The organism is Thalassotalea euphylliae, from assembly GCF_003390335.1.
Taxonomy (GTDB): Bacteria; Pseudomonadota; Gammaproteobacteria; order Enterobacterales; family Alteromonadaceae; genus Thalassotalea_F; species Thalassotalea_F euphylliae_B.
Genome location: NZ_QUOU01000001.1, coordinates 1,185,562 through 1,212,376, shown reverse-complemented (window position 1 = coordinate 1,212,376; position 26,815 = coordinate 1,185,562). Strand labels below are relative to the sequence as shown.

The following is a 26,815-nucleotide window of genomic DNA, read 5'->3' as shown; positions in this document are numbered from 1 at the left end:
GCGCAAACCGATAAAGTTTGGCTTATGCCGCTAGTGACCAAAGCACAGTTAGTGTAAAGTTTGCAGGACTTTAACATTTTCAGGCTAATTAGTACGAATAATGCCAGACTATAATCCTTTGCCTTGCTCACAAACACCAAAATCATTGGATGCGAGCAATGCTCTGCAGTCACTGCAAATAATTATTCAAGCGCGAATGACGTCAACTCGGCTCCCCGAAAAAGTGATGATGAAAATGGCGAACAAGCCGATGCTTGAGTGGCTCATTGAACGTTTAGCGCCATTAAAACAGCATATCATTGTTGCCACCACAAATGATGGTAGCGAAGCGCCTATTGTAGCGCTTTGTCAAAAGCTTGGCGTTGGCTATTTTCAAGGGAGTACAGATGATGTACTTGGTCGCTACTACTTTGCCGCCAAAGCCCATGGTGCGACAAAAGAGACCGCAGTGATAAGAATTACCAGCGATTGCCCCTTAGTTGATGTAAAGCTGGTGCAACAGTCCGTGAACGAATTTAACACGGGGCAGTATGATATGGTCAGTTTAGGCCCTCATTCTGGTTATCCAAGGGGGCTTGATGCCTGCATCTTTGGCTTTGAGTTATTGGAAAAAACCCATTTGATTGCCACATCAGCAGCCGACAGAGAGCACGTCACTCTGGGTATGGGCAAAGTTCAAACGATAAACAATCGGGTATTGTACGCCGAGCAAGATCTCACGCATTTTCGTTTAACCTTAGATGAAGCCGATGATTTTAAAGCCATTGAGCGAGTATTCCAATTGATGAACTACCAGACCGACTTTGATTACCCTGCACTAGAAAAAGTCCTATTGGCTCATCCAGAAATTGCAGAGATTAATCGTCATGTTGAGCAGAAAAATGCTTAAATTTGGGTAAGTGTACAGAGATTAAGCTAATAACCGCTAATTTAAGATATTGCTATAGGATTTATATACCTTCAGTGTTATCTTTTTCAGTCTAATAATATAGATAAAAAATGCCTCCATATCGTCAATATGAGTTGGCAAATTAAATCAATCTTATTAATTGCCGATACAAATACGCAGCCTAATCTCACCTAAGAACGAAACCTTGGAAGCTAAACTTAAAGCCTTATACAGGTAGGCGCTATTAGATTCATTAGGCGCAACATTTAACAACAGGAAATAATGCATGAAAGGCAGCCTCGATAACGCAGTAAAACACAGTAGCACTGAATTACTCGTTACTCGTTACACCAAAAACTTAACCAAAGTTTTAACACAATTAAACCATCAAGATGTCGATTTGATGGTAGCAATGCTATTAAACCTGAAAAGTAACAATAGAACTTTGTTTATATGTGGTAACGGCGGCAGTGCAGCTAATGCTATTCATTTAGCAAATGACTATACCTTTGGCGTAAACCCTCAAGGCAACGCCCTAAATGTAGAGGCATTGGCGGCCAACAGTTCAGTGCTCACTTGCCTGGGTAATGATATTGGTTATGAGAATATATTCTCTCATCAGCTAAAGGTCAAAGGCCAAACGGGTGATATATTATTAGTGCTGTCAGGCAGTGGCAACTCAGAAAATATTATCAAAGCAATAGAAGAAGCTAAGCAAAAAGAAATGCAAACAATCGCGATTCTTGGATTTGACGGTGGCAAAGCGAAAAACTTAGTTGATCTGGCGTTCCATTTCAATATTGACGATATGCAAATCTCTGAAGATACTCAGGTAATTTTAGGTCATATCATCATGCAATCACTTAGAGATGCGGTTGCTTTACACAGTGCTGATGAACATAAATAACCATCCCAAAAGGCTTGCTCACGATGACAGATAAATATGCAATTGACTCACATAAACTGATATTACACCCCGTAAGAGTGGCGAGTTGGTACGAGGGCCGCCAACAAAACAATTGGGAAAAATTAAAGAAAATATACCCTGTTTATGTCGAAATATCTCCTTTTGGTGGCTGTAACCATCGCTGTACCTTTTGTGCACTTGACTATATGGGCTATAAAAACATCAGTATTGACTATGATGTACTGAAAAACACGATAACCAATATGGCGGATAAGGGGGTTAAAAGCGTGATGTTTGCCGGTGAAGGTGAGCCGCTGCTTTTTAAGAATCTGGATAAAATCTGCGAACATGCATCAAACGTTGGTATAGATACCGCACTTACCACTAACTTTGTACCACTTAGAAAGCAAAATATTGAAACATTAATGGAACATTGCTCATGGATAAAAGTAAGTTTGAATGCGGGGACTGCTGAAAACTACGCCCAAATACACCAAACAAAAGAGCGTGACTTTGAAACGGTTATCAACAACTTAAAAATAGCCATCCAGCACCGAAATGACAACAACCTCAAATGTACGCTTGGCGCTCAAATGGTATTGCTTCCCGACAACATGAATGATGCCAAAATTTTGGCTCAAACATGCAAAGAGATTGGGCTAGATTATTTAGTGATTAAACCCTACTCCCAGCACCTATCAAGTATTACTCATAAGTACGAGTGTATTGATTACACAAAAATGCTCGACCTGGAAAAAGAACTTACAGCATTTAACACCCGAGATTTTCAGGTTGTTTTTCGCGCGAACACTATGAAAAAACACATAGCCCAAAAGCAACCTTATAAACAATGTAATTCAACACCTTTTTTCTGGGCATACATTGCCACCGACGGCAAAGTATTTGGCTGTAGTGCTTATTTAGGTAATGAAGACTTTTGCTACGGAAATATATATGAGCAGAACTTCGAAGAAATTTGGGAAAGTGAAAAGCGCAAACAATCTTATGAATTTATCAAAGAAAAGCTAGACATCAAAAATTGTCGCGTTAATTGCCGTATGGATGAAGTTAATCGCTATTTAGACCGATTGGCCCACCCACAAGCCCATGATAACTTTATTTAGAGGTATTTAATGAAAGCAGTAGTAACAGGAGGAGCGGGTTTTATTGGCTCACATATGGTCGATTTACTCGTTGCCAATAACTTTGACGTGATAGTAGTTGATAATTTAGTCAATGGCCGGCTCAGTAACTTAGCGCATGTAAAACAAGATATAGAGTTTATTGAAACCGATATTGCCAACCCGAATATAGATTTGGTGCAATTACTAGAAGACGTTGACTATGTTTTTCACTTTGCAGCGCTTGCCGATATCGTTCCTTCGATCCAATCACCAGGCAAATACCATGACGCCAATGTTAATGGCACACTGAATATCCTTGAAGCGAGCAGACACTCAACAGCATTAAAAAAGTTTATCTATGCCGCCTCAAGCTCTTGCTATGGTATTCCTGATGTTTATCCAACCCCCGAAAATACAGCGATAAAGCCTGAATACCCTTACGCATTAACGAAAAATATTGGTGAGCAATACGCTCTGCATTGGGGTCAAGTATATGACTTACCTGTTATCTCTATGCGTTTTTTCAACGTTTATGGTTTAAGGCATAGAACTTCTGGCGCTTATGGCGCAGTTTTTGGTGTATTTTTGGCACAAATACTCAACAACAAGCCACTCACCATTGTTGGTAATGGCGAACAAACACGCGACTTTACTTATGTAACAGACGTGGTTGACGCCTGCTTTACCGCCAGTAAGAGTGAATATCGCAATGAAGTGTTTAATGTTGGTAGCGGCAATACCTACAGTATTAACTATTTAGCTGAGTTGCTTGGTGGTGATAAAACCTATATTCCCCGACGCCCCGGCGAACCAGATTGCACCTTCGCAGATATTACCAAAATAAACACAAAGTTACATTGGTCCCCCAAAGTCAGCATAGAAGAAGGCGTCAAAATTATGCTAGAAAATATCCACTTATGGAGTGATGCTCCAGTCTGGAACGAATCTAGCATAGAGGAAGCCACTAAAGACTGGTTTAAGCATTTGAGTAAATAACAATGTTAAATTCAGAATCTGTTCGTGACAAAACCATTGCTTTTTCCTGCAATACTAAAGCAGGTCATCTCGCACCTGCACTATCAACAGTAGAGCTGTTAACGGTACTTTACCGTGATTATTTAAACTACAACCTAAATGACGCTAAAGACGAAACCAGAGATAGGTTTATTTTGAGCAAAGGTCATGGTGCTTATGCCTATTATATTATTTTAAATGAGCTAGGTTATATCCCTAACTGGGAGCTTGATCATTTCAATACAGAAAAATCAACACTGAAAGGTTGTCTGACCGAAAATTCAGACTACATGATTGAGGCATCAACAGGCTCGCTGGGTCATGGCTTACCGATAGCCGTTGGTATGGCGCTTTCCATGAAGCTGCAAAATAAACCCAACAAAGTCGTGTGTTTAGTGGGTGACGGTGAAATGCAAGAAGGCAGTAACTATGAAGCCCTACTGTTAGCCCATCGCTTTAACTTAGACAACCTCTTGATCATTGTCGATGCCAATGACTTTCAAGCAATGGGAAAAGTAGAAGATGTTACCGTTAGTAATAACAAATTACTGCACATTTTAAATGGCTTTACCGAGCAACCGATCGACGATATTGACGGACATAACGAGGGACAAATAAAACAAGCCTTTGATAAATTTTTTAACCAGAGTCGCGATAATTTTTCCGTGATTTTTGCTCGTACCATCAAAGGCAAAGGTATTGACTTGATAGAAAACTCCGCAAAGCATCATTATCGTTGCCCAACGGAAGATGGCTATGTTTACCAAGGGCGACAAAATGACTGAATTAGTATCAAAAAAAGAGGTAATGAATGCCATTTACCCGTTTTTTGAACAAGATGAAAAAAAGGTGCTTTTAGCTGGCGATATGGGTTTTGCTGTACTCGATGAATTCTTTGATAACCATGCCAATAGAGCATTCAACACAGGTATCAATGAACAAGCTACGCTGAGTATCGCAGCAGGGCTTGCAATGACGGGGATGTCACCGATTGTTTATTCACAGATCCCTTTCATTACAATGAGAGCATTTGAACAATTCCGCTACGACATCAATGAACACAATTTAAATGTGAAAGTTATCGGTGTAGGTGCGGATAATTATTTTTCTCCGCTCGGGCGAAGCCACTGCATGGATGACGATGATATTGCACTTATTTCAATATTAAAGAATGTAAAAATATTCTCGCCAACGCCAAAAACCTTGACACAAGATGTCGCCTCAATGCTCTCACACAGTGGGCCAGTTTATATGCGCTCTCGTTAACCAAAACAAGCTAAAAAATGGAAAATACATACAAAGTCACAGACGGTGATATCTCGTTAACAATACATTTAACGGGGGAACATATTGAGCATGCTTCTGCTAATAAAGAAGATAAATATGTCGATGCCTTCTGCCAAACGATTACAAAAATGAAGGTAGCTGATGCCGCCTACTATGGTGCCAAAATGGTACTTGAAGCAAACACCACCAAAACGCATACACAAAATAAGGGAATTTTGTTTGTCAGCTCAATTCCTTCGCTGGCAACAATGGACACACTCATCAAGGAAGTGTTCAACTTGTCGAAGCAGCCAGATAGCGCTCGCTATACAAGTACAAGCTATCAAGCGTGGGCTAACTTAAATGACTCAGCAAAAGAAAGCGCCATAAAAACAGTATTGGATCGCTTTTTTGATGGCAACACGCTTTACGATTACAAAAAAGTATTTATTAACTGTAAAGGTACTTGTATCAAAGTAGATCTGAGCAGCTTGATGCCAAAAAGCCAATTTCACCATACGTTAATTGAGCTTGAGGCACAGACCCGAGTAAAACTCAACGGCGTTCCCGTTATTTTTGTTCTTGAGGAGATTAAAGATGCCAACACCAAAAGAAAATAAACTGATATTAGACGAAACTAAAATCGCATGGCATCACGACCGAATTTTAGACTGGAAAGAAGGTAAGCAGATCCCACCTATTACTATCGATATGGCGCTGACTCGTGCATGTAATTATGGTTGTCATTTCTGTTATGCCAGACTACAAGAAAATGATCGATTCGATATCACCAAAGAGCATATCGATCATTTTTTAGAAGACTGCAAAGAGCTAGGCGTAAAAGCCATCTCGCTAGTGAGCGATGGCGAAAGTACACTCTCTCCGCACTTTGAACATACTATTATTAAAGGCGCTGAACTCGGTATTTCAATGGCGGTTGCCAGTCATGGTTACAATTTTAAATATGAAATGCTAGAGCGAATTCTGCCACACCTGACTTATCTAAGGTTGAATTTTTCTGCCGGCGAGCCAAAGCGCTACGCTGAAATTATGGGAGTCAAGGAGAAGCATTTTCATCGCGTTGTTCAGAATGTAAAAGACATGGTTGAAATTAAAAAACGCGATAATCTCGACGTAACCATTGGTCTGCAAATGGTATTAATGCCAGAAGATGCCGACCAAGTCGTTCCATTAGCCAAATTAGGCAAAGAAATTCGCCCTGACTATGTTGTTGTTAAGCACACTAGTGACAATGAAGAAGGTCAACTAGGCGTAGACTACTCTAAGTATGCGGAGCTTACTCATATTTTAGAAGAGGCAGAATCATATAGTGATGATACCTATCAAGTATCAGTGAAGTGGTCAAAAATTAACGCGGAAGGTAAACGAAGTTATCAACGTTGTTACGGTGCCCCGTTTCAAATACAAATATCTGGCTCAGGGCTAATTGCCCCCTGCGGTATGTTATTTAACGAGAAATATAAACGATTCCATATTGGTAATATCACCACACAGCGCTTTAAAGACATCGTAAAAAGTGAAAAATACTGGGAAATAATGAGGCACTTAGCGTCAATGAACTTTGATGCCCAAACCATGTGTGGCTCCTTGTGTTTACAGCACAAACCCAACGAGTTTCTCGACAAGGTGGAAAAAGGCATAATCAAACTAGAAAAGCCAACAGGCACACCGCCTCAACACTTGAACTTTATCTAACGCAAAAAGGCACGCTTCAACCAGATGCAAACAGTATTAGTCACAGGCAAATTTGACATTTTGCACCCAGGCCATGTCAGGCTTTTAAAATTTGCCAAAGAATGTGGACAGCGATTAGTTGTTGCAGTGAACAGCGATGAAAGTACTAATAATTGTTGTCAAATCAATGAAAAAGATCGATTAGAGCTAGTTAAATCACTTGAGTCAGTTGACCAAGCCTTTTTAACTTCAAAGCCGGCTTCAGCCATCATTCAAGAGTTACAACCTGAAGTCGTGGTCAAAGGCAAAGAATTTGAATCAGTTGATAACCCCGAAGAATCTGCATTAGCTACCTATGGCGGTAAGCTCATTTTTGGTTCGGGTGAATTTGAACGGGCAACAGAGCTATATTTTTCATCTCGACACCAGATAGGTAGAAGCTTCGACTTTTCCGAAATTAGCCAGTATGCGCAGCGTCATCAAATCGATGAGCACTCAATTTTAAATACCATCGAAAAAATGAAACGGCTTAATGTCGTTGTTATTGGTGAGGTGATTGTTGATGAGTATGTGCAAGGTTCCGCCGTAGGACTATCTCAGGAAGATCCGACCATAGTGATGACACCTACTAGCAAAGATATGTTTCTTGGTGGTGCGGCGATAACCGCTGGCCACATAAAAGCCATCGGAGCAAACACTGTAACCTTACTTTCGGTAACAGGTAATGATGAAAAAGCACAATATGTTAAACAAAACATCGCAAACTATAAGATAGCTCACCATATTTTTTCAGATAACAGCCGCCCTACGCCATTAAAGACTCGTTATCGGGTTGATAAAAAAACGCTGTTAAGAGTCAATCAAGTTCGCCACCACAAGATTTCACAAGAGCTTCAAGAGGCAATAGTTAACCAATTTAACACATTAGCTGAACATACTGACGTTATGGTTTTTTCTGACTTTAACTATGGCGTATTACCACAAACATTGGTTGAGAGACTAATGGAGCTGTGCCGCACACACAGCATTAGAGTTGTTGCCGATAGCCAGACTTCATCGCAGGTTGGCGATATTTCACGCTACAAAAATACCTTATTAGTGACCCCGACAGAGAAAGAAGTTCGGGTCGCGTTAAACAATTCAGACGATGGTTTAGTCATTCTCGCGAAAAAGCTCTGTGATAAATCAACACCTGATAACCTTGTCATCACGCTAGCTGATGAAGGTATATTTATCCATATTCCAGATTATAAAAACGACAACTGGGTTAACGACAGAATCCCTGCAATTAACAAAAATGCCGCCGACCCTGCTGGCGCAGGCGATTGCTTTTTAGCGACCAGTTCGTTGGCAATCGCTGCTGGCGCATCTCCGTGGCAAGCCTTTTACATAGCCAGTATTGCTGCCGCTTGCCAAGTAGACACTCTAGGCAACACGCCACTTGCTAAAAGTAACTTAGTGCAAGCCGTTAAAGAGTCGTTTAGTTAATGAAAGCAATACTGCTGGCCGCAGGTTTAGGCACTCGTTTAAAGCCGTTAACGGATACTATGCCAAAATGTCTAGTGCCGATAAAAGGTAAGCCGTTATTGGCGTATTGGCTAGAAAAACTCGATGCCTTGGGCGTAACTGAGATCTTAATTAATCTTCATTATTTGTCAGAAAAAGTAGCGGCGTTTATCGCTACATCGCCCTATAAAAGCAAAGTAACCTTGATCAAAGAAGATAAATTGCTCGGCACTGCCGGCACCTTAGTCGCTAATAAGGAGTTTTGGCAGAATGAAGAAACCTTAGTCATACACGCCGATAATTTTTGCATGAGTGACTTACAAGCGTTTGTTAAAGACCACCAGAAAAGAATCAACCAAACTGACGCTAGCTTGTTACTTTTTGAAACAGAGCAACCCAGCGCTTGTGGCATAGTAAAATTGAATCAAGACAATGTTATCGTTGAGTTTCACGAAAAAGTGCCCAATCCACCCGGTAAATTAGCCAGTGGGGCACTCTTTATTTTTTCACCGAATGTCTACTCCAAATATTTTCAAAACTTAGACAACTCAGTTTATCGAGAGTTGTCTATCGACATAATTCCCCAAATGGTAGATCACTTAAACGGTTGGCAAAGCGACTTACCTTATCTGGATATAGGGACACCAGAGATGCTTGAAAAAGCGAATAATTTGCCAATTTAGCTTGATACGACACATGAATATTGACCATAACTTAACTGAAGACAGCTTCTTTGAATCGCCTCAAGACGCGCAAAAAGCGGCAAAACAGCAAAGCTTAATCGGGCCATATCAGCACCTGCAAATTTGCTATTATACTGGTAGTAAAATAATTACAGCCGATGAAAACCTTATTCATCTACCCTCTGATTTTGCCGCACACTTACTTGAATTAGGGACTCGCCCGCCAACCAAGATAGTCAAGAAAAATGGCAGTGTTGTACTGCTACCCAAACCATATGTACAAAATCTAAAGCCAAAAACCAGAGCCACTAGTGGCGACATTTGCCAATTTAGTCAGTGCATTATTGATAAACTAAATGAGTATGAGCAGCTTAAAGAAATACATTATCAACAATTGCTCATTAAAGTTCGCAGTAACCCGCTAGATTTTAATGAGAAGTTAAGAATATATATTGGGGCCGATTATGGCGGAAAAGTCGTCCTTAACAACTATCGAATTATCAGAGATGCCGCAAAGGCAATGGGCTATGAGGTACTGTACGACGAAAACTCTGATGTTGAACTAATGGACGATTACCGGCGAGTCAAAACCATCGCCCAGTTTAATCCTCATATTACATTCAACATTAATCGCGTCAGAAACCATTTTCTTAATGAAGCTACGTTTAACGTTATTTGGTTTCAAGATCATACCCTAGTGCTAGTCGATGATTCGAAGATAAGGTTAAGGGAGCGTGACAATGTGTATTACCTTACCCAAGAGATTAACGACTGCCTTATTGCTAAAGGGGTAAAGGCAAACCGACAAGACTTTTTCTTAAACTCAGACGTTTTCAAAGAGCGCTCCGATGTAGCTCGTTCTAACAAGAAAATTGTTTTTGTTGGCAGTTCTTATAAAAGCCGCTTGGAAAAGTATTCGAGAACAAATAACTTAAAAATATTGACCAACGAGCTGCTTGAGCTATTTAAACAAGACTGGAACGTTACAGAATCTAAATTAAATCAGCTGTTATCCTCAATTGAACTTAATGAAGCGGATTTTTTGGCGGTTCCTGATTTTCATGTTAACGAACTACTAGACTATTTCAACCGAGACCTCCTGTTAGAGGAAATCGTTAAGCATATAGACGGATACGAACTCGAAATTTATGGTGATGGCTGGCGCGATAATCAGCTTCTTAGCCCCTACCATAAAGGGAGTGTTAAATACGGTGAAGAGATAAGTAAAAAATATAATGAGGCTCAGTTCTCGCTTGTACCTGCTGGCGGCTATATTCTGCAACTAAGAGTGATCGAAGCCATAAGTAGTGGCTGTATTCCCCTCGCGTTTGATAACCGTTCTTCAGCTAGGATTAAACCGCCTTATTATCAGGAAGCTATTTGTTATTTTAATTCACCAAGACAGCTCAAGCAGCAGCTGAAAAAGACTTGTTATAGCGATAAAGACTTAACAAATATCAAAGCCGATACACATGCTAGCGCCTTCTTAAAAAAAATTGAGCAAAAAATTCGCAGTACCTTGCAGATTTCAAAAGAGAATACCGGACAGAACCAAGCAATGTGTGCAAGGTCAAGGATTAGCAGATAGCTATAGGCAGTAAAAAGATGAATAATATTGAACAGCACATTGCTGAGTATATAGAGAATAAAAAGCCTCCTTATAATTACTTAGCAACATACCGAGAAAATATTGGCGCTTTGCATAGCCCAAAAATCTTAGATATAAATGTTGAACAGGCCCTTTCACAAAAAGTAATCTTTATCTCTGATCGCCCCAATTACCACTTTTTAAGAGTTAGCAAAGCACTCATGGAAAAAGGCAGAGAAACCATCCTTTTGACTCGGTGGGGTGTGCCTGAAGAGCAAAATAGCTTTTTTACTAGCATCATTCTTTACGACAAGTTTGCCGATTTAAAGGCGATTTCACCGGCTCAAAATTGCCAGTTTTTCGTTCAAACCTGGGTTGGCTGGAATTTTCTGCACGCTTATATTAGTAGCCTAACAAAGCAACCTATCTATTGTAATGTCAATGACTTGTCAAACCTTCTGCTTAAAGATATTAAATATTTTGACCTCATCAACCTACCACATTTAGAGGCTAAAGCTGACTTAGCCTTTGAATTAATGATGTTGGAAAATGCCCAACTGGTAACAATGCCTTATACCTCAGAAGCGCTAGAAAAGTTACCTATTAAAAACAATAAGCTTGGCAAGAATATAGTAACGTTTCCAACCTACCCTCTCTCACAATTTTCTTCCAAACAGACACGAAAACTAAGTGAGAAGCCGCGTTTACTTTATACAGCTATGATCCCTTTTGACGACCGCCCAGACATCGTATTTTCTGATGCAAAATTACAAAAGCCAGTAAAAACGATACTAAAGCAAGGCTTGTCATTGACTATCTTCAATAACCCTCAGCACACAAAAGCATTAGACAATAAAATGCTGAAAGAAAAATATCGGTACTTTTATGACTTAATGAATGAGTTTTCAAACTTTACGTTTAAAGATGGCTTTATGCCATGGCACTTAAAAGAACAAGTAGCAAACTTTGATTTTGGCACCGTTTTACATTCTGCTACTGAAGAGTTAGTGATTAACCCAACTCACTATGAAAGGATCTTACCGTCCAAGCTATTTACCTATATAGAAGCAGGTTTGCCCATCATTGTGGTCGATAACTTTAAGTCTGTCAGTCAGCTAGTCATCGAACATAATTTAGGGATAGTTATATCAGAAAATGAGTTACCCCATTTAAATGAAACAATTCGCAAGCGCGCTGATGAATACCCTAAATTTATAGAGAACTTAATTAAGTACAGGGCTAATTTTAATATGAAAGCAATGAGCGAATTATTCGACTAATTAACAGGATAAAAACCAGACCGTTCAATTGCTCAAATAAAAACTAACAACAAGCACCTGAGCAAGTAAAGCTTAGATAATTCAGACCTATTTCCTTGTTGCAAGCACTAGCAACAAGGAAAAGGAAAAATTATCTCAGTTCTCAAGCCTATATAAATGTCAGCTCACTATCGCGAATAAAGCTAAGATACTGTTGACCTCGACCAAACCAAGGCGAGAATTCAGTCAATTCAGTGGCTAATTTCCCTGTCTTTTGCCAAAAGGCTAAGGTTTGGCAAAAGTCCCTGAGTGCCTCAGAAATAGATAAATTATTTTGTTCACTAATTGCTAAAAGTTGTTCAAGCCAAGTTTGCAGATCTTGTATCAAGATATTGAAATCAGTATTTTCACCAATTGCCAAAATAGCTTCTACTAACTTACTTGATAAATCCACGATCTGATCCCCTATTTCAGAGGCCAAAGCAGGCGCGGTTGAGCGGTAATCAATAAAATTGTGAATATTACTGCCAAATAAGTTAATCACCGTTTGGTTAGCAGAAATGTTGTTCCCGTAAATATCTTTGTACCAACGCCAGTCAGTGATAAAGCCAGGGGAAGCATTATAAACATTAAAGTTTTCGTCTAAGGTTTGGACCGCCTGAGCAATTGACAAAGGTTTGCCAACAAAGGGGTGGACGATGTTGTCTAAAATCAAATCTCGAATATTACGAGACATGCCCTTTAAATGGCTTAACTGCTCGGTGAAAAAAGGCGTGAGTGCTTGCAATATATCTTCGATATCAGAGCTGAACATAGATAAGTTTTGCTCTTCCAGAATAATATGTGCGAGTAATCTGTGCAGCATGTCACTCAAAAAGCTAACATGATCTATACAGGTGATCATCATAAAACCACCCGGCTTGACAAAACCAGATAATTTCAGCAAAAACTCGCTTGGGTTGTTTTGAAATGGAATAGTCCCTTCACAGATAACCACATCATATTTTTTATCTGATTGATACTCGTTAAAGTCAGCAGCGATAACTTTATAATTTTCTTGTCCTTTAAAGTAATGCTCTAAGTTTACTTTAGTTTGTTCACAACTCGCTTTATTACCATCAATCAGATCATAAGTTTTCGGCCTAAGTGCATTGGTGTAAACAACATTTTGTCCTGTTCCAGGGCCTACTTCCATGACATCTTTGCCTTCGATTAACGAAGGAACGATACCACATTGGAGGTATAACCCCTGACGTCTTTCAAAGTGCTTTTTTAAATCAGAAATATCTTGGGTAACAGGGGAAATGTTAAATTTCCCATAAAAATCCAAGAATGCTCTCTTATGCGTAGTCATAGTAATACTTAGTTTCGATTTGATTATTCGTGTTGATAAAGCGTTAAGCTTTGATTTAATTGGTGCTTGAAAATGAGCCTCACTAAGGTGGAATGAGCCAATAAAAGTTGCTGCAGTTTCTATGGGTCGTTCAACACGCTACCATCACTGAAAAATATTCAGAGTAATGTGTCAATCTACATTTTTTAAAGCGCAGTTTGTCACCTAATCTGTATCCAACATCGATGACAGGTAATAAGCTGTCACAATGCCCAAATCCCAACGTTAGCTTGTGTTTTTTTCACTTGTCTGACTAGCGCTTAACATGCCTGTATGCACGGTTTTTGGCAAGCTATTTCACGAGGAAACTTATCTTTTGCTTTATCGTGTTTTTTATTTGTCTGAAAAGCAATCAATCAGCGTACAGGTTAGCTTTAGTTGGTCAATCAATCTCTCTAAATAACAAATATTTCGCGACGACCAAAGCGATTAAAGATATTATAAAGGGCATTTTTAACAGAACATTGGCCGATATTGGGGATGTCTGAGCAAGTAAGCTCTGTGACAATATTCAGGCGCAAAATCAAACACCTTGAAGTGTAGTCGGTATACAGGTGATAAATGAGCTTTTTACAAACTAATCTGGACATTGTTAAGGCAAGGTGGCCAAAACTTTATCGTGCCGTAAAAAATGAAAATCTAGCTAAGTTAACCGTAGAGTCAGAGCAAAACACACTCATCATCAATAATATTCAGTTAACTACCAATTATAATCATACCGCAGAAGCCAGACTGCAACTCAGTCGCATTCCCGCCGATGCGAAGCGTGCATTTATATACGGTATTGGCTTAGGTGATACCGCCAGACTGGCCCTACAAAATAAATCTCTGCAGCAGATACACATCGTCATATTGAACATTGGTGTTTTTACCCACGTAATGAATGCACTCGATCATACAGACTGGCTCAAAGCCAAAGAAATAACGCTTTACCACTTCGACGAAATTGACGAGGTATATGCCCCTTTTTGTGCTAACCCCGCGGAACTTACCCTTGCCAGTGATGAATGCGTATTACTTAGAGACCGTATTCAATTGGAACTTAACCATGACTTCATCAACTCAAACCACAACACCGAGAAAGTAACTAAGACTATAGAAACAAATCTGGCACTTATCTCCAAAGACTCCCCCATTAGCGCAATGACGAAGCTAAAAACAGATACGGTTTATATCGCTGCGGCCGGTCCAACACTTGAAGACCACTTAGCTTGGTTATCACAAAACAAGCCTTTTATCATTGCACTTGATGCCAGTGTAAAAACACTACTTGCTCATAATATAACGCCAGATATTGTTATTTCTATTGATGTTATATCAGATAGGTTATTTGATGACTTAACCTATGAAAAATTGTCTACAACTAGCCTTGTGTATTTTCCCAACGTCGCAACAAAAGTTATTGAAAAATGGCGTGGAAAGCGCTTTTTTAGCTACAGTAATACGCCTATGTATCAGGCATATAAAGCGCAAATAGACAGTCCAGCCCTTTATTCTGCTGGCAGTGTTATTCACCCAGCTGTTGATCTTGCTGCTTATTTGGGTGCCAAATCTATTGTTTTACTTGGCGCAGACTTCGCTTTTACCAAAAACAAAAGCCACGCTAACCCTGAAAAATCTGCTCATAGCAAAAACCCCCTTGAATATGCAGTTCAGTTCACCGTTGATTGGGTGTTTAACGGTCACGGAGAAAAAGTTTCGAGTATGCCTAATCTAAAAGGTTATTTAAGGGATTTAGAGCGCTATATTGCAGCACATAACCATATTAATTTTTTAAACGGCAGTCTTGAAGGCGCTCAAATTGCAGGCACAATATTATGGCAACCGAAATAGATCAAATATCGCAAGTAGCGAAAGAAGCAACACAAGTCGCCAATGCCTTTAGACTTGGCCATGACGCTCATGCTGGTGCACTTTACGCCGAATTTATCGATCTATTCACGGCATTATTGTCGACGCACGGGTTAACAGACAATCAGGCATTTCATGATTTATTAAATATTATGATCGATGCTCATGTAAAAGGGGATAAGTTATTTCTTGCCGACATTTTACAACACGATATTCCTGTAATATTGCGCCAACATATCAGTTAATACGATTAACGACAGCACAAATAAAAATAAACTCAGAGCAATTAATCTAACAGATGAAATTAGCATTAGGCACAGTACAGTTTGGGCTTGACTATGGCATTAGCAATCAAAGCGGCCAAGTCAACTCAACCGAAGTTGAAGCAATACTACAACAGGCGCACGATGCAGGTATCACACTGCTAGACAGTGCCAGTGTTTATGGCAATAGTGAACAGGTATTAGGTCAGCTTAATATTAGCCAGCGCTTTGAATTAGTGACAAAAATACCTAAACTAGCGCATAACACGACAAGTATTATGCCTCACATTGAGCAAAGCTTACGTTTGCTTAAGCGCGATCAATTAGACGCTGTATTGTTTCACCATGCCGATGATTTAATTAGCCATACCAAGCGAAGTGTTTTTTACCAAGAGTTAGCGGCGCTAAAGCAGCAAGAGGTGGTTAGCCGTATTGGTGTGTCACTTTATCAACCCGAGCAGTGGCAACTGTTAAAAAATCAATATCAACTAGATCTACTACAAGTGCCTGTTAATGTTTTAGATCAACGCTTTGTTTCAAGCTCTTTGCTGACTGATTACCAAAAACACACTGTAAAATTACATTGTCGTTCAGCTTTTTTACAAGGCTTACTACTAATGCCCGCAAATCAGCGGCCAAGCTATTTTCAGCCTTACCAAGATCAGCTCGCTCGTTTTGACCGATTAGTAAAACAGTTCCATTGTCTACCATTGGTAATGTGTCTAGCTCTGTTTCATGTATTAGATACGAATATTAAAGCTAATCAAAATATTGACGATAATATCATTGAACAGGTTGTTGTTGGTTGTTGTAGCTCAGCGCAGCTACACGAAATAGTCCGTGCCAACCAAATAGCGAGAACAATCAATATTAACCCACAGCCGCTAAGTGAACTTGCCTCAGACATTCAAGCTTTGATCAATCCCAGCCTTTGGCAACTAGGTAATTAAATGAAACGCAATACTGCTCACCTTACACATGATTTAAACGTTGTCGCGATTTTACAGGCAAGAATGAGTTCCAGCCGTTTGCCAGGCAAAGTGCTCAAACCCATTTTAGGCGCCCCTATGCTAGCGCATCATATTAAGCGCCTAGCACGTTGTCAAAATATTGAACAATTAGTTGTCGCGACTTCAACAAGGGAGGAAGATCAAGCAATTGTTAAACTTTGTCAGCAGCTCAATGTTGCTTGTTATACAGGTAGTTTAAACAATGTGCTTGACAGGTATCATCAAGCTGCAAACCACTATCAAGCAGATATTGTTGTGCGACTCACTGGCGACTGCCCATTAGCGGATCCGCAAATTATTGACGATGTGATTGCCACGCACATAACACAAGGTAACGACTACACGTCAAATGTTGAGCCTGCTACCTTTCCTGACGGCTTTGACGTTGAAGTATTTAACATTGAACAGCTAACAACGGCTTGGCAACAAGCTAAGAAACAATCAGATCTTGAGCATGTTACTCCCTACATTCGCAATACACTTGCCAATAAAAAAGGTAACTATGTCTCCCCTGTCGATTATTCTCACTATCGCTTAACCGTTGATGAGCCAAATGACTTTGTTTTAGTCGAAAAGATTTATCAGGCGCTAGGTCGCCAAGGTCAGTATTTTACGAACGAGCAAATCTACCAATTATTAACCAATAAACCAGAGTTAGCGATCCTAAATCAAGACACAATGCGCAACGAAGGATATTTAACATCAATTGTCCAAGAGCAGCATAACGACGCTAATGATAAATAACCAAAGTACAAGTAAGAGCAACCATATGAGTAGGCAGTATTCATCCTCTGAGCAGTGGTTAAAAAGAGCCGAGCAAACGATTCCACTTGGTTCGCAAACCTTTAGCAAAAGTAAAACGCAGTTTCCTGTTGGTGCAGCACCGCTTTACCTTGAAAAAGGTAAAGGTGCGAAAGTCTGGGATATCGACGGCAACGAATATATCGACTTTATGAATGGCCTGTTATGTGTATCCCTTGGTTATGCAGATGAAGATGTTACACAAGCGGTTTATCAGCAAATTCAAACAGGCGTTAGCTTTTCACTACCACATAAATTAGAAGTTGAGGTAGCAGAGAAACTCGTAGCACTTGTACCTTGTGCAGAAAAAGTGCGATTTGGTAAAAATGGCTCAGATGCTACCTCGGCTGCAATTCGACTGGCCCGAGCCTATACAAATAAAGACATGGTATTGGTTTGTGGTTATCACGGCTGGCAAGATTGGTACATTGGCTCTACGGCTCGCAACTTGGGTGTACCAGAAGCCACTCAAGTACTCACGAAAAGCTTTCCATTTAATGATATTGACGCACTCAAAAGCCTAGTAGAGCAATACGAAGGAAAGGTCGCTGCAATTATTATGGAGCCAATGAATGTTGAATACCCTAAAGACGGCTATTTAGCAGAAGTTCAAACACTAGCTAAGGCTAATAATATCGTATTCGTTTTTGATGAAACGATTACGGGCTGTCGTTTTGCTAAAGGCGGTGCACAAGAATTTTTTGGTATAACACCTGATCTCGCCACCCTAGGTAAAGGCTTAGCCAATGGCTTTCCACTATCAGCCATCGTTGGTAAAGCTGAGATTATGGATTTAATGGAAGACGTATTTTTCTCAGGCACATTTGCAGGTGAAACTGCGGCATTGGCAGCCGCTAAAGTCGTACTTGATAAAATTGATAAATTGAATGTACCAGCTCAACTTACACGAACAGGACAATACTTATTGACTGAGTTAAACAAATTAATTGTCAAATATGATTGTCAAGACTTTGCCAGTACGGCAGGTCACCCTTCATGGTCGTTCATACAATTTGGTGACTACAATGGCTACACAAGTTTTGAAATAAAAACCTTGTATATGCAGGAAATGCTTGCACGAGGGATTTTGACATTTGGTACTCACAATATCAGCTACGCCCATACAAATGCGCATGTTGATACTTTACTCAACGGGTACAGGGAAGTGTTGCAGACCATGAAAAATGCTATAAATAGTAATACTGTCATCGAAAAGCTTAACTGCGCGCCACTTGAGCCGCTATTTAAAACTAGATAACTAAAGACTATGGCATTTGCGAATCATACTCGTCATATCCTCTTGGATGATAATATCAAAACAATAGTATTTCGAGTAGACGCCTCACCTAAACTGGCAACTGGCCATTTAATGCGGTGTCTAACGCTCGCAAAAGCATTGCTTTCCCTAAATAGCAAGCTTGATGTGTGCTTTGTTTGCTGCTTACTCCCTAAAAATTTAAAAGCACTGATTCAACAAGAGAGAATTAAACTAATTGAACTTGCGCTCAATGTCGATTGCAAAACATGGGAACAAGACGTTGATTCTGCAGCATGCAAGCAGGTGTTTAGCAAATTAAATAAAATTGACTTGCTCATTGTTGACCACTACCACATTGACAGCCAATGGCAAGACTCGCTTAATGGCTATTATCAAAAGCTTTGTGTTATTGACGATTTAGCCAATAGACATCACCTAGCAGACTATCTAATTGATCAAACCTATGGTAGAGAGCAACAAGATTATCTCTCTTTACTCTCTCCAAAATGCCAAACAATGCTGGGCAGTCGCTACATGTTGCTCAGGAACGAATTTGCAAAGCTACGCGTTCAAGCCATAGACAAACGAAAAAAGACCAACGCAATAAAAAAAATTCTGGTAGTAATGGGTGGGATTGATGAGCAAAACGTTAGTGTAAAAATTCTTGGACTTTTGGCAAAAGCTTACATTGATTCTAGTTTACCAATTATAAAGGTAGCTGTTGTTGCGAGCAGATGCACACCTTGTTTAAGCGAACTCAGCGGCTTATCGCTTAAATATGACTGGTTAACCTTACATATTGACACAAAGAATATTAGCAACCTAATGCTCGAGGCCGATTTAGCAATTGGCGCAAGCGGGACAACAACATGGGAGCGCTGCTGTATGGGGTTGCCAACATTAAGTCTTATAGTGGCTGAAAACCAAAGTCTTGTGAACCATAACGTTTCTAAAAAAGGGGCGTCAATCAATTTAGGGATGCCTCAAAACCTCAATACACAAATAATAGTAAGCGCAATATTAAGTTTGAATAAAAACAAAAATATGTATGACACAATGGTGACTCAAGCTTTAGAAATATGTGATGGTACAGGCGCGTACCGAATTGCATCTAGGTTATTGAGTCCAAGCGTAAGCCTAAGGTCTGCTCAAAACAGTGATATAAAAACTGTTTTTAATTGGCAATCAGACCCTAAAATAAGGCAATTTTCTCGTAACCCCAAACCAGTAAGCTGGGAAGAGCATAAAGCCTGGTATCACGCTAGCCAAGCGAACCCCAAAAGACATATGTACATAATCGAATTTCAAGAACAACCGGCAGGTGTTCTCAGACTCGATTTAATTCCTAAAACTAGCGACTACGAGGTCTCGATACTGGTCTCACCTAATTTACAAAGACAAAATATCGCGCTCAAGGCCTTACATGCAATTGATGAACACTTTTTTAAGCGTAATATTCATGCGTACGTTTCAACAGCCAATAAAGCTTCACAAAGCCTATTTACCCAAGCCAATTATCGAAGAGTATCGGACGAACATTTTATTCGTCCAGCCAACAATTTAACTAGAGAAGACAACAACTAGCCATGCCTAATCAAGAAATCATTATCGACCAGCGAGTGATAGGAAAAAACAGCCCACCTTATATCATTGCTGAACTTTCTGCGAACCATAATGGATCTATTGAAAAAGCAATGGCATGTATTGATATGGCCAAGAAAATGGGAGCTGATGCGGTAAAAATTCAAACTTATACGCCTGATACTATGACACTCGATAGTGACAAAAGCGATTTTAAAATTACTGAGGGGCCCTGGAAAGGCTACACCCTTTATGAGCTTTATAGAGAAGCTCACACTCCTTATGAATGGCACAGGGCGCTTTTTAAACACGCCAGAGAGCTTGGTATAACTATTTTTAGTAGCCCGTTTGATGAAAGCGCGGTTGACTTACTCGAAGAGTTGGATGCGCCAGCCTACAAAATTGCTTCGTTTGAGCTTACTGACTTACCACTAATTAAATATGTAGCCAAAACAGGTAAGCCAATAATCATGTCAACTGGCATGGCTAATTTTCAAGAAATTGAACAGGCCGTTACTACTGCCAGAACCTCAGGCTGTAAAGACATTGTCGTTTTACATTGTATCAGTGCGTACCCTGCACCAATCTCAGAAAGCAACGTGAACACTATTCCCGATATCGCTAATAAACTTGAGGTACTATCAGGCCTATCAGATCATACATTAGGTACTACGGTTGCTGTCACAGCGACAGCACTAGGCGCAACTGTTATTGAAAAGCATGTCACCTTATCTCGAGAAGAAAAAGGCCCTGATAGCGAGTTTTCATTGGAGCCAGATGAGCTGGCACAACTTTGCATTCAAACAGAGCGAGCTTGGCATGCACTTGGCGAAGCAGGATATGACCAAAAGCCAGCGGAAGTTGCAAACAAACGGTTTAGGCGTTCAATTTACTTTGTGACAGATATAAAAGCTGGTGAAGTTATCACAACGAAACATCTTCGCCGTATACGCCCTGGATTTGGCTTAGCACCTAAGTACTTTGATGAGATTATTGGTAAAATCGCCAAAACTGATGTCAAAGCAGGCACTGCAGCTAGCTGGGTTCATATTCAAAGATGAGCAAAGCGCTTTGGCACGTTATTCGCCCAGTTCCATCGTAAAAATTAGCACCACAAGCTTTTAGAAATTATTAGGACATGTAAAGTGAATCACTTTGAATACTACAAAAAACAAGCAATGACAGCTGGCTTGTCAGACACCGAGCGCGTTGGTCGCTATGCCAGCCAACAAGACGATGAAACTCATATTTTTGATGATGTAGTTAGCAAGCTTCCCGCTCTAACGCAGCAAAAAACTACAATTATTGATATCGGCTGTGGCTGCTCAGATCCGGTCAAACGGTTGATCGCAAATGCTAATGCGTATCAGCAACAGCTTGTATTAGTTGATAGTGAAGAGATGTTGGCTCGTTTACCTGAACAAAACAATATCACCAAAGTAGCTTGTCAATTTCCCGATAGAGCCTTTGTTGAACAATATCAAGGTAAAGCAGATGCCATTATTGTCTACAGTGTTTTTCAATACCCATTTTTGCAGCATAATTTTATTTCGTTTACTGACAACTTAGTCGCTTTACTTGCACCTCTGGGGCATTTATTAATTGCTGACTTGCCTAATTTAACGAAAAAAAAGCGTTTTCTATCATCGCAAAGTGGTATTGAATTTCACCAACAATGGACTGGAGATAATAGTAAACCTGATGTCAATTGGAACCAACTTGAAGCCCAAGGTCTCGATGATAGCGTTATTACCATGTTACTCCTTAGGTATCGACAAATGGGCTTTGAGACTTACCTATTACCTCAACAATCAGGCTTGCCGTTTAGCCATACCAGAGAAGACCTATTAATAGTAAGACGATAGAAGTCCCGAATTGAACGAGAGCAATGAGACCAGTGATGGACGTTTTTAAATACTACCAAAAATTAGCGAGCGATAATTCATTATCAAACACCGAAAAATGTGGTCGCTATGCTAGCCAACAAGAAAGTGAAAAACACATCTTTACCGATACACTGAGTAAACTGCCACTATTAACGAGTACAAATAAAAAAGTGATTGATGTTGGCTGCGGGTGCTCTTACCCTGTACTTGAGTTAATTCAGCATTGCCACCGACATCAACACCAACTAACCTTGGTTGATAGTGGAGAAATGTTAGAGCAACTGCCAAACGCAAGCTTTATTGAAAAGATAGCAGGGCAATTTCCGCAAGTCGATGTGATTGAAAAATATCGGAGTTCATTTGATGCTGTTATCGCGTACGGCGTGTTCCAATGTGTCTATAGCCATGCAAATTTTATCGCCTTTACCGATGCTTTAGTTGAACTGCTCGCCCCAGGAGGAATGCTGCTCATTGGTGATATTTCTAACAATACCAAGAAAAAACGTTATCTTTCATCAGAATCAGGACAAGCATTTCACAAAGCCTGGAGCAACAGCGATGAGACTCCTAAAGTATTCTGGAATCAATTTGAACCAAATAGTTTAGACGACACCACAGTCATGATGTTATGCAGTCGTTACCGCCAGATGGGCTACGAAACTTATATTCTCCCTCAAAATACTGAGCTACCGTTTTCACAATCAAGAGAAGATTTATTGGTAACCAGATGGTAATTTGCCAATATTTTGAATCAAAATGTTTGAAAAGTTAAAAGAAATACAAGCGCAAAGTTTTAAAAACTTTTTACCCCAAAACAGTCACGAACTTGAATGGTCAACAGTGTCAAACAACACTGACAAGCTAAACAACGACTATACTTTTGCGGTTACTAACTATCACTTGGCTTATTTAGCAAGCCACTATCAAGTAATAAATGCCTCCATTATTCTGTTGTCAAATAACAAGCCTATTGCCATTTGGCCATTAAATTTAGCAAAGATAAATGACAACTGGCAGATACAAAGCCATTGCAAAGGGATTATGCCTCCATTATTTTCAAGTCAGCTTTCCGACAAACACAAAAAGGCGATTTACAAGCAGTGCCTGAGCTTCATCTCTCGGTGCCAGCAGTTGTTTGATATAGCAACATTAGAGAGTACTTTTGAGCCAAATACGGATGCATTATGGTTACAGACTATTGCTCCTCATATCAGCAATATTAACTATAAGCACACACTATATTTGAATCTAGAACAATCTACCGAAAAAATAAAAGCATCTGTTCGAAGGCGTTATCGCTCATACATCAACAAAGGACTAGATTTATGGGACTACTCCATTGGTACATCAATATCAGCCGATGAAATTGAAGAAATAAGGCTATTCCACGTCAAAACGGCAGGTAAAGAGACGCGAAGTGTTGAAACGTGGCAGCAACAAAGAAATATGGTGAATAATAATCAAGCCTTTGTTGTCACTTTAAGGGATAAGCAGCAAACCCTAATTGGAGCCGCTATTTTCAATACAACCGATAGCCAAGGTATGTATAGTGTTGGTATTTATGAGCGCTCATTATTCGAACTCCCAATAGGTCATACTGTACAAATGCTAGCTATAGAACATATGAAAAAAATTGGGATTGAAGATTATTTCATTGGCTATCGAGATTATGAGTTTGAATATCATCAGCCAAGCGAAAAACAAAGCGCTATTGGTTACTTTAAAGAAGGGTTTAGCAATCAGATAAAGTTGGAGGCCAACGCTAAGCTTATTTTCTAACGTGAGTGTCTAAGCTTAGCACTAAATGGTCAAAAGGAATTGGGGCGTCATACCCTATCAGTTATTTTTCGAATCACTATTGATAATCACATCAAACCAACTACTTTCATGGTATAGAGGGGTCAAAGCATTCTTTTTGTAATAACTTATCGCATCTAGTAAAAACTCACGATAAGAACTGAGCGCCTCTCTAAAGTCCTCAATCGCGTCCCCCTCATCCACAGCTTCATAAAGGATCCGCGTTAGCATCGCTTGAATATGCATCATGCTTCCTTCAAGTAAATAATAAAAGTGATCGCGTAAACAAATTTTTTCATCAATTAGCATTAAATAATGCCTTTTTATTAAATCTAGGCAGTCTTCAAAGTGATAATTGAGCTCATCTATCGTACGAACCAATGCTAAACAGAGGTCTTCAAAGCCTGCAAAATCTAGATTATTTGACAACTCATTAAAAAGCTTTCCAGAGTCTTGATAACTGCATGTTTTAACTAATTCCCTTAACTTCGACTGTTTGTTATCAATAGCATCGTGATGGAATGTTAAAAGGTCAGGTGCTATTGGTTTTGCTCCTTGAATTAGCACGCCATCAGATAAGTTATAAAAGTTAAGCTCTGAGTTTTCAGCAGTTAATCTTTCCAGTGCTCGCTTAGAACTGTCAAAAAAAGGGTTGGTATAAAAAACTCCGCCAAAATTACCTTTGCGCTCTTGTTCTAAAACACTCGAAGCATCGTACAGCTCCATATCTTCACCATCATTACCGTAATAAATACTTTTTTTACTATGGTGGCTACTGCCTTTTTTATGACCTAAATCAACGCCTAAAAAGTAAATGTTTTTGAAACCAAAACCAACAGCTACAGAGGCTGCAGTATTAGCAACAGTTGGGTTGATATGTGAATGTATTTCAAATAGCTCTGCTAAACGACTCTCCATCAATAAAGGCGCTGTCGGCTCGGCACCTTTCGCGGCCATAACTTTGACGGGGAACTTGGCATAAACATCAGGGTGCAATGTTGAAGGCCCAAAGAGGATAATCTGCTCTAATGTTTCTGGTGAGCAATAATAATCTAGCTGCTCAGCAACTGGTGAGGTACGCTCTTGTTCGCAATGAATGTCAGGTGTAATACCATATTGATAGAGTGCGCTAAGTGCACTACCACAACTAATGATAATGGCTTGGTGTTGATAACGCTTAATGAGCTCAATCAAGCCGTCGAGCGAAGGTCCATTTCCAATAATAAAAACAGGGTAATCGGCAAATAAATTGTCTGTTATCTGTTTCTTTTTCAACAGGGGCACTCCCTGTTGTAAGCTAGTCAACATGTGGCTGACGGCCATCACAGCATCGTCAAAAAACCCCCAACCTCGAATAGCCTCATCAAATCGACTTTTATATTGATCCACTAACGCTTCTGTTTTCTCATTATGGTAGTGAATAAAACCAAAGGTTTTAGCGATCTCATAACGACCATAATGACGACTTTGTTTAAGAATATGCTCGAAAAAGTCGTCTTCTTGCTCCCCCAAAGAGATATGAATATTTAGCCCAAACTGGTCGACTTTATTTAGAATATGTTGCCAGTTAGCGGTGAATAAAGAGGCATAAAATAGATCTAATTCAGGTTCAATAACATACAAATTTTTAATCTTATGTTGGCTACACAACAGCTCTAGGTGATAACCACAGCCAATACCAAATACCATGGCTGCATTAACGACTTTTGACAGTTCTCTGACTTGACCATCGTTTTTTTCCATTCTGCGCCATAACACTTGGAGGATTTGATTTAGAGCGTCTGAGTGCATAAACCCAGCTTCATTTTTATCTTCAACATCAAAGAGTGCGCTTGCTGATTCTGGTGATTTTTGATGTCTAGCAAGTTGCACGTTCGCCATTAAGTATGCTGGGTATTCGTAAAAATATTTATTTTTTTCTGTATCAAGAATATTGGGGAAACCATCAACGATATCAACTAAGTAGCGGCTAGGTTGATAGTCACTAAAAAATTCATAAATATTACGATCAAACACTTTAAAAGCGTTCATATTCTGCCTAAATTGAGCCAATAGCATGTCGTCACTGTAGCCAATCAAAGACAACCTGTCGGCTAACGCCTGTATCACCGACTCGTGTTCAGATTGGCTTGCTAAACGTTGACCAATGTTTTTAGCTTTTTTTTCGAGTAAGGCTATTTTTTCAGAAAGTATTAATTGATCTTTGATAACAGGCATGAGGAAACCTAATAGAAAATAAAAAAAAAGCTAAAGCGAAGTATATTGCTTTATCGCAACATTTGCTTTCTTTTGTTTGGACAGCTTGAGCTGGTATTTTGCTTTCAGCTCGACTACTTTATCTTGTGGCTGCGCGTCTTGTTGCTCTAGCCAAATAAGTAAATCATGAAACTCTGCTGCTAGAGCTTCATCTTTTGGGTTGGCTGCTACTTCATTTTGAATATCAGCCAATAGCTCTAACCGTTGTTCAAGCAGTAAATTACAACCTTCGATATTAAAGGCTTCAATAAATTCAGCAATGCGATGAGTCAAGAGCTTAACATTACGAGCTCTTCTATCCTCCATTTTAGCTACCTGCACCCAAATTCGCACGAGAAGAGTCACGCTCTTTTAATTTAGCAAAACCAGCTTGCTTATCTTGCTCTGAAATGTTTTGCCATGCATCACGCAATGGGATAAGGAACTCAGATACTTGGTCTAAGACTTTTGTATCAAGCGAAGTACTTGCAGCCATAATTTGCTCGACACAATACCCATATAAAGTACTAAAGTTATCGGAAATTGCCGGTTCAGACTCCCTATCTAAGGAATCGATCAAAGAATTTAGAATGTTAATAGCTTTAGATAGTGAACTCGCTTTTAAAGCAAAATCTTTTCTTTCTATAGCCCCTTTGCCAATTGAAATATTTTCCAGTAAACCGTTGTAAAGCATTAGGATAACTGTATGAGGATCTGCAGCAGTCAATCCACTATCTCTATTTACTTTTTGGTAAGCTCTTAAATTATTTCTCATGATTATAACCTTTACTTTTAGCTAACTAGCCCAT

General features: G+C 39.7%; 26 protein-coding genes. 22 read left to right on the top strand and 4 right to left on the bottom strand.

All coding sequences use genetic code 11. The annotated features are described in order from the left end of the window. The first annotated feature begins 100 nt into the window (after positions 1–100). The 12 genes from DXX93_RS05390 to DXX93_RS05335 all read left to right on the top strand — a co-directional run bounded on the left by DXX93_RS05390 (position 101) and on the right by DXX93_RS05335 (position 11,952). Positions 101–889 (top strand): cytidylyltransferase domain-containing protein, encoded by a 789-nt coding sequence (locus tag DXX93_RS05390; protein ID WP_116007181.1) that lies wholly within the window; start codon positions 101–103, stop codon positions 887–889. A gap of 286 nt (positions 890–1,175) precedes the next feature. Continuing rightward, positions 1,176–1,796, top strand: coding sequence for an SIS domain-containing protein (locus DXX93_RS05385; RefSeq protein WP_116007180.1), 621 nt, complete (start codon positions 1,176–1,178; stop codon positions 1,794–1,796). A gap of 23 nt (positions 1,797–1,819) precedes the next feature. After that, the gene (locus DXX93_RS05380; RefSeq protein WP_116007179.1) at positions 1,820–2,920 is read left to right on the top strand and encodes a radical SAM protein; all 1,101 of its coding nucleotides are present in this window, start codon (positions 1,820–1,822) and stop codon (positions 2,918–2,920) included. A 9-nt stretch (positions 2,921–2,929) separates the two neighbouring features. Then, positions 2,930–3,916 (top strand): SDR family oxidoreductase, encoded by a 987-nt coding sequence (locus DXX93_RS05375; RefSeq protein WP_116007178.1) that lies wholly within the window; start codon positions 2,930–2,932, stop codon positions 3,914–3,916. A gap of 2 nt (positions 3,917–3,918) precedes the next feature. Further along, on the top strand, positions 3,919–4,719 hold the full coding sequence (locus DXX93_RS05370) for a transketolase (protein WP_116007177.1): 801 nt from the start codon (positions 3,919–3,921) through the stop codon (positions 4,717–4,719). Further along, the gene (locus DXX93_RS05365; protein WP_116009841.1) at positions 4,712–5,200 is read left to right on the top strand and encodes a transketolase; all 489 of its coding nucleotides are present in this window, start codon (positions 4,712–4,714) and stop codon (positions 5,198–5,200) included. Before DXX93_RS05370 ends, DXX93_RS05365 begins: the two co-directional genes overlap by 8 nt. Before the next feature lie 17 nt (positions 5,201–5,217). Beyond that, positions 5,218–5,820 carry a hypothetical protein gene (locus tag DXX93_RS05360; RefSeq protein WP_116007176.1) on the top strand — a complete coding sequence of 201 codons (603 nt, stop codon included), beginning with the start codon at positions 5,218–5,220 and terminating at the stop codon, positions 5,818–5,820. Continuing rightward, positions 5,798–6,916, top strand: coding sequence for a radical SAM protein (locus DXX93_RS05355; protein WP_116007175.1), 1,119 nt, complete (start codon positions 5,798–5,800; stop codon positions 6,914–6,916). Before DXX93_RS05360 ends, DXX93_RS05355 begins: the two co-directional genes overlap by 23 nt. Positions 6,917–6,940: 24 nt before the next feature. After that, complete coding sequence (locus DXX93_RS05350) at positions 6,941–8,383, top strand: PfkB family carbohydrate kinase (protein ID WP_116007174.1); 1,443 nt, start codon at positions 6,941–6,943, stop codon at positions 8,381–8,383. Continuing rightward, positions 8,383–9,084, top strand: coding sequence for a nucleotidyltransferase family protein (locus tag DXX93_RS05345; RefSeq protein WP_116007173.1), 702 nt, complete (start codon positions 8,383–8,385; stop codon positions 9,082–9,084). The genes DXX93_RS05350 and DXX93_RS05345 overlap by 1 nt, the downstream gene beginning before the upstream one ends. Before the next feature lie 13 nt (positions 9,085–9,097). Then, positions 9,098–10,672 (top strand): glycosyltransferase family protein, encoded by a 1,575-nt coding sequence (locus tag DXX93_RS05340; RefSeq protein ID WP_116007172.1) that lies wholly within the window; start codon positions 9,098–9,100, stop codon positions 10,670–10,672. Between the two features lie 17 nt (positions 10,673–10,689). Continuing rightward, the gene (locus tag DXX93_RS05335) at positions 10,690–11,952 is read left to right on the top strand and encodes a hypothetical protein (protein WP_116007171.1); all 1,263 of its coding nucleotides are present in this window, start codon (positions 10,690–10,692) and stop codon (positions 11,950–11,952) included. Positions 11,953–12,100: 148 nt separating this feature from the next. On the opposite strand, the gene DXX93_RS05330 is transcribed toward DXX93_RS05335, so the two are convergent. Next, complete coding sequence (locus tag DXX93_RS05330; protein WP_116007170.1) at positions 12,101–13,285, bottom strand: methyltransferase domain-containing protein; 1,185 nt, start codon at positions 13,283–13,285, stop codon at positions 12,101–12,103. Between the two features lie 600 nt (positions 13,286–13,885). Here DXX93_RS05330 and DXX93_RS05325 point away from each other — a divergent pair. From DXX93_RS05325 to DXX93_RS05280, 10 genes are all read left to right on the top strand, one after another. Then, the gene (locus DXX93_RS05325) at positions 13,886–15,157 is read left to right on the top strand and encodes a motility associated factor glycosyltransferase family protein (RefSeq protein ID WP_116007169.1); all 1,272 of its coding nucleotides are present in this window, start codon (positions 13,886–13,888) and stop codon (positions 15,155–15,157) included. Continuing rightward, positions 15,142–15,420, top strand: a complete 279-nt coding sequence (locus DXX93_RS05320) for a hypothetical protein (RefSeq protein WP_116007168.1) — start codon at positions 15,142–15,144, stop codon at positions 15,418–15,420. Before DXX93_RS05325 ends, DXX93_RS05320 begins: the two co-directional genes overlap by 16 nt. Before the next feature lie 53 nt (positions 15,421–15,473). Then, entirely contained in the window at positions 15,474–16,388 is a 915-nt protein-coding gene (locus tag DXX93_RS05315) for an aldo/keto reductase (protein ID WP_116007167.1), read from the top strand. Next, positions 16,389–17,192 (top strand): cytidylyltransferase domain-containing protein, encoded by an 804-nt coding sequence (locus DXX93_RS05310; RefSeq protein ID WP_116007166.1) that lies wholly within the window; start codon positions 16,389–16,391, stop codon positions 17,190–17,192. 25 nt (positions 17,193–17,217) lie between these two features. Further along, complete coding sequence (locus tag DXX93_RS05305; RefSeq protein WP_116009840.1) at positions 17,218–18,507, top strand: aminotransferase class III-fold pyridoxal phosphate-dependent enzyme; 1,290 nt, start codon at positions 17,218–17,220, stop codon at positions 18,505–18,507. 9 nt (positions 18,508–18,516) lie between these two features. Next, entirely contained in the window at positions 18,517–20,091 is a 1,575-nt protein-coding gene (pseG, locus tag DXX93_RS05300) for a UDP-2,4-diacetamido-2,4,6-trideoxy-beta-L-altropyranose hydrolase (RefSeq protein ID WP_116007165.1), read from the top strand. A gap of 2 nt (positions 20,092–20,093) precedes the next feature. Next, complete coding sequence (gene pseI, locus DXX93_RS05295) at positions 20,094–21,149, top strand: pseudaminic acid synthase (RefSeq protein WP_116007164.1); 1,056 nt, start codon at positions 20,094–20,096, stop codon at positions 21,147–21,149. Positions 21,150–21,233: 84 nt separating this feature from the next. After that, entirely contained in the window at positions 21,234–21,953 is a 720-nt protein-coding gene (locus DXX93_RS05290) for a class I SAM-dependent methyltransferase (RefSeq protein ID WP_116007163.1), read from the top strand. 23 nt (positions 21,954–21,976) lie between these two features. Next, complete coding sequence (locus tag DXX93_RS05285) at positions 21,977–22,708, top strand: class I SAM-dependent methyltransferase (protein WP_116007162.1); 732 nt, start codon at positions 21,977–21,979, stop codon at positions 22,706–22,708. Positions 22,709–22,730: 22 nt separating this feature from the next. Next, the gene (locus tag DXX93_RS05280; RefSeq protein ID WP_116007161.1) at positions 22,731–23,753 is read left to right on the top strand and encodes a hypothetical protein; all 1,023 of its coding nucleotides are present in this window, start codon (positions 22,731–22,733) and stop codon (positions 23,751–23,753) included. Between the two features lie 57 nt (positions 23,754–23,810). On the opposite strand, the gene DXX93_RS05275 is transcribed toward DXX93_RS05280, so the two are convergent. The 3 genes from DXX93_RS05275 to fliS all read right to left on the bottom strand — a co-directional run bounded on the left by DXX93_RS05275 (position 23,811) and on the right by fliS (position 26,781). Continuing rightward, a complete protein-coding gene (locus DXX93_RS05275) occupies positions 23,811–25,802 on the bottom strand; it encodes a motility associated factor glycosyltransferase family protein (protein WP_258872748.1) in 1,992 nt (663 codons plus the stop codon). Positions 25,803–26,018: 216 nt separating this feature from the next. Next, complete coding sequence (locus DXX93_RS05270; RefSeq protein WP_116007159.1) at positions 26,019–26,333, bottom strand: hypothetical protein; 315 nt, start codon at positions 26,331–26,333, stop codon at positions 26,019–26,021. 1 nt (position 26,334) lies between these two features. Beyond that, positions 26,335–26,781 carry a flagellar export chaperone FliS gene (gene fliS / locus DXX93_RS05265; RefSeq protein ID WP_116007158.1) on the bottom strand — a complete coding sequence of 149 codons (447 nt, stop codon included), beginning with the start codon at positions 26,779–26,781 and terminating at the stop codon, positions 26,335–26,337. Positions 26,782–26,815: the final 34 nt, after the last annotated feature.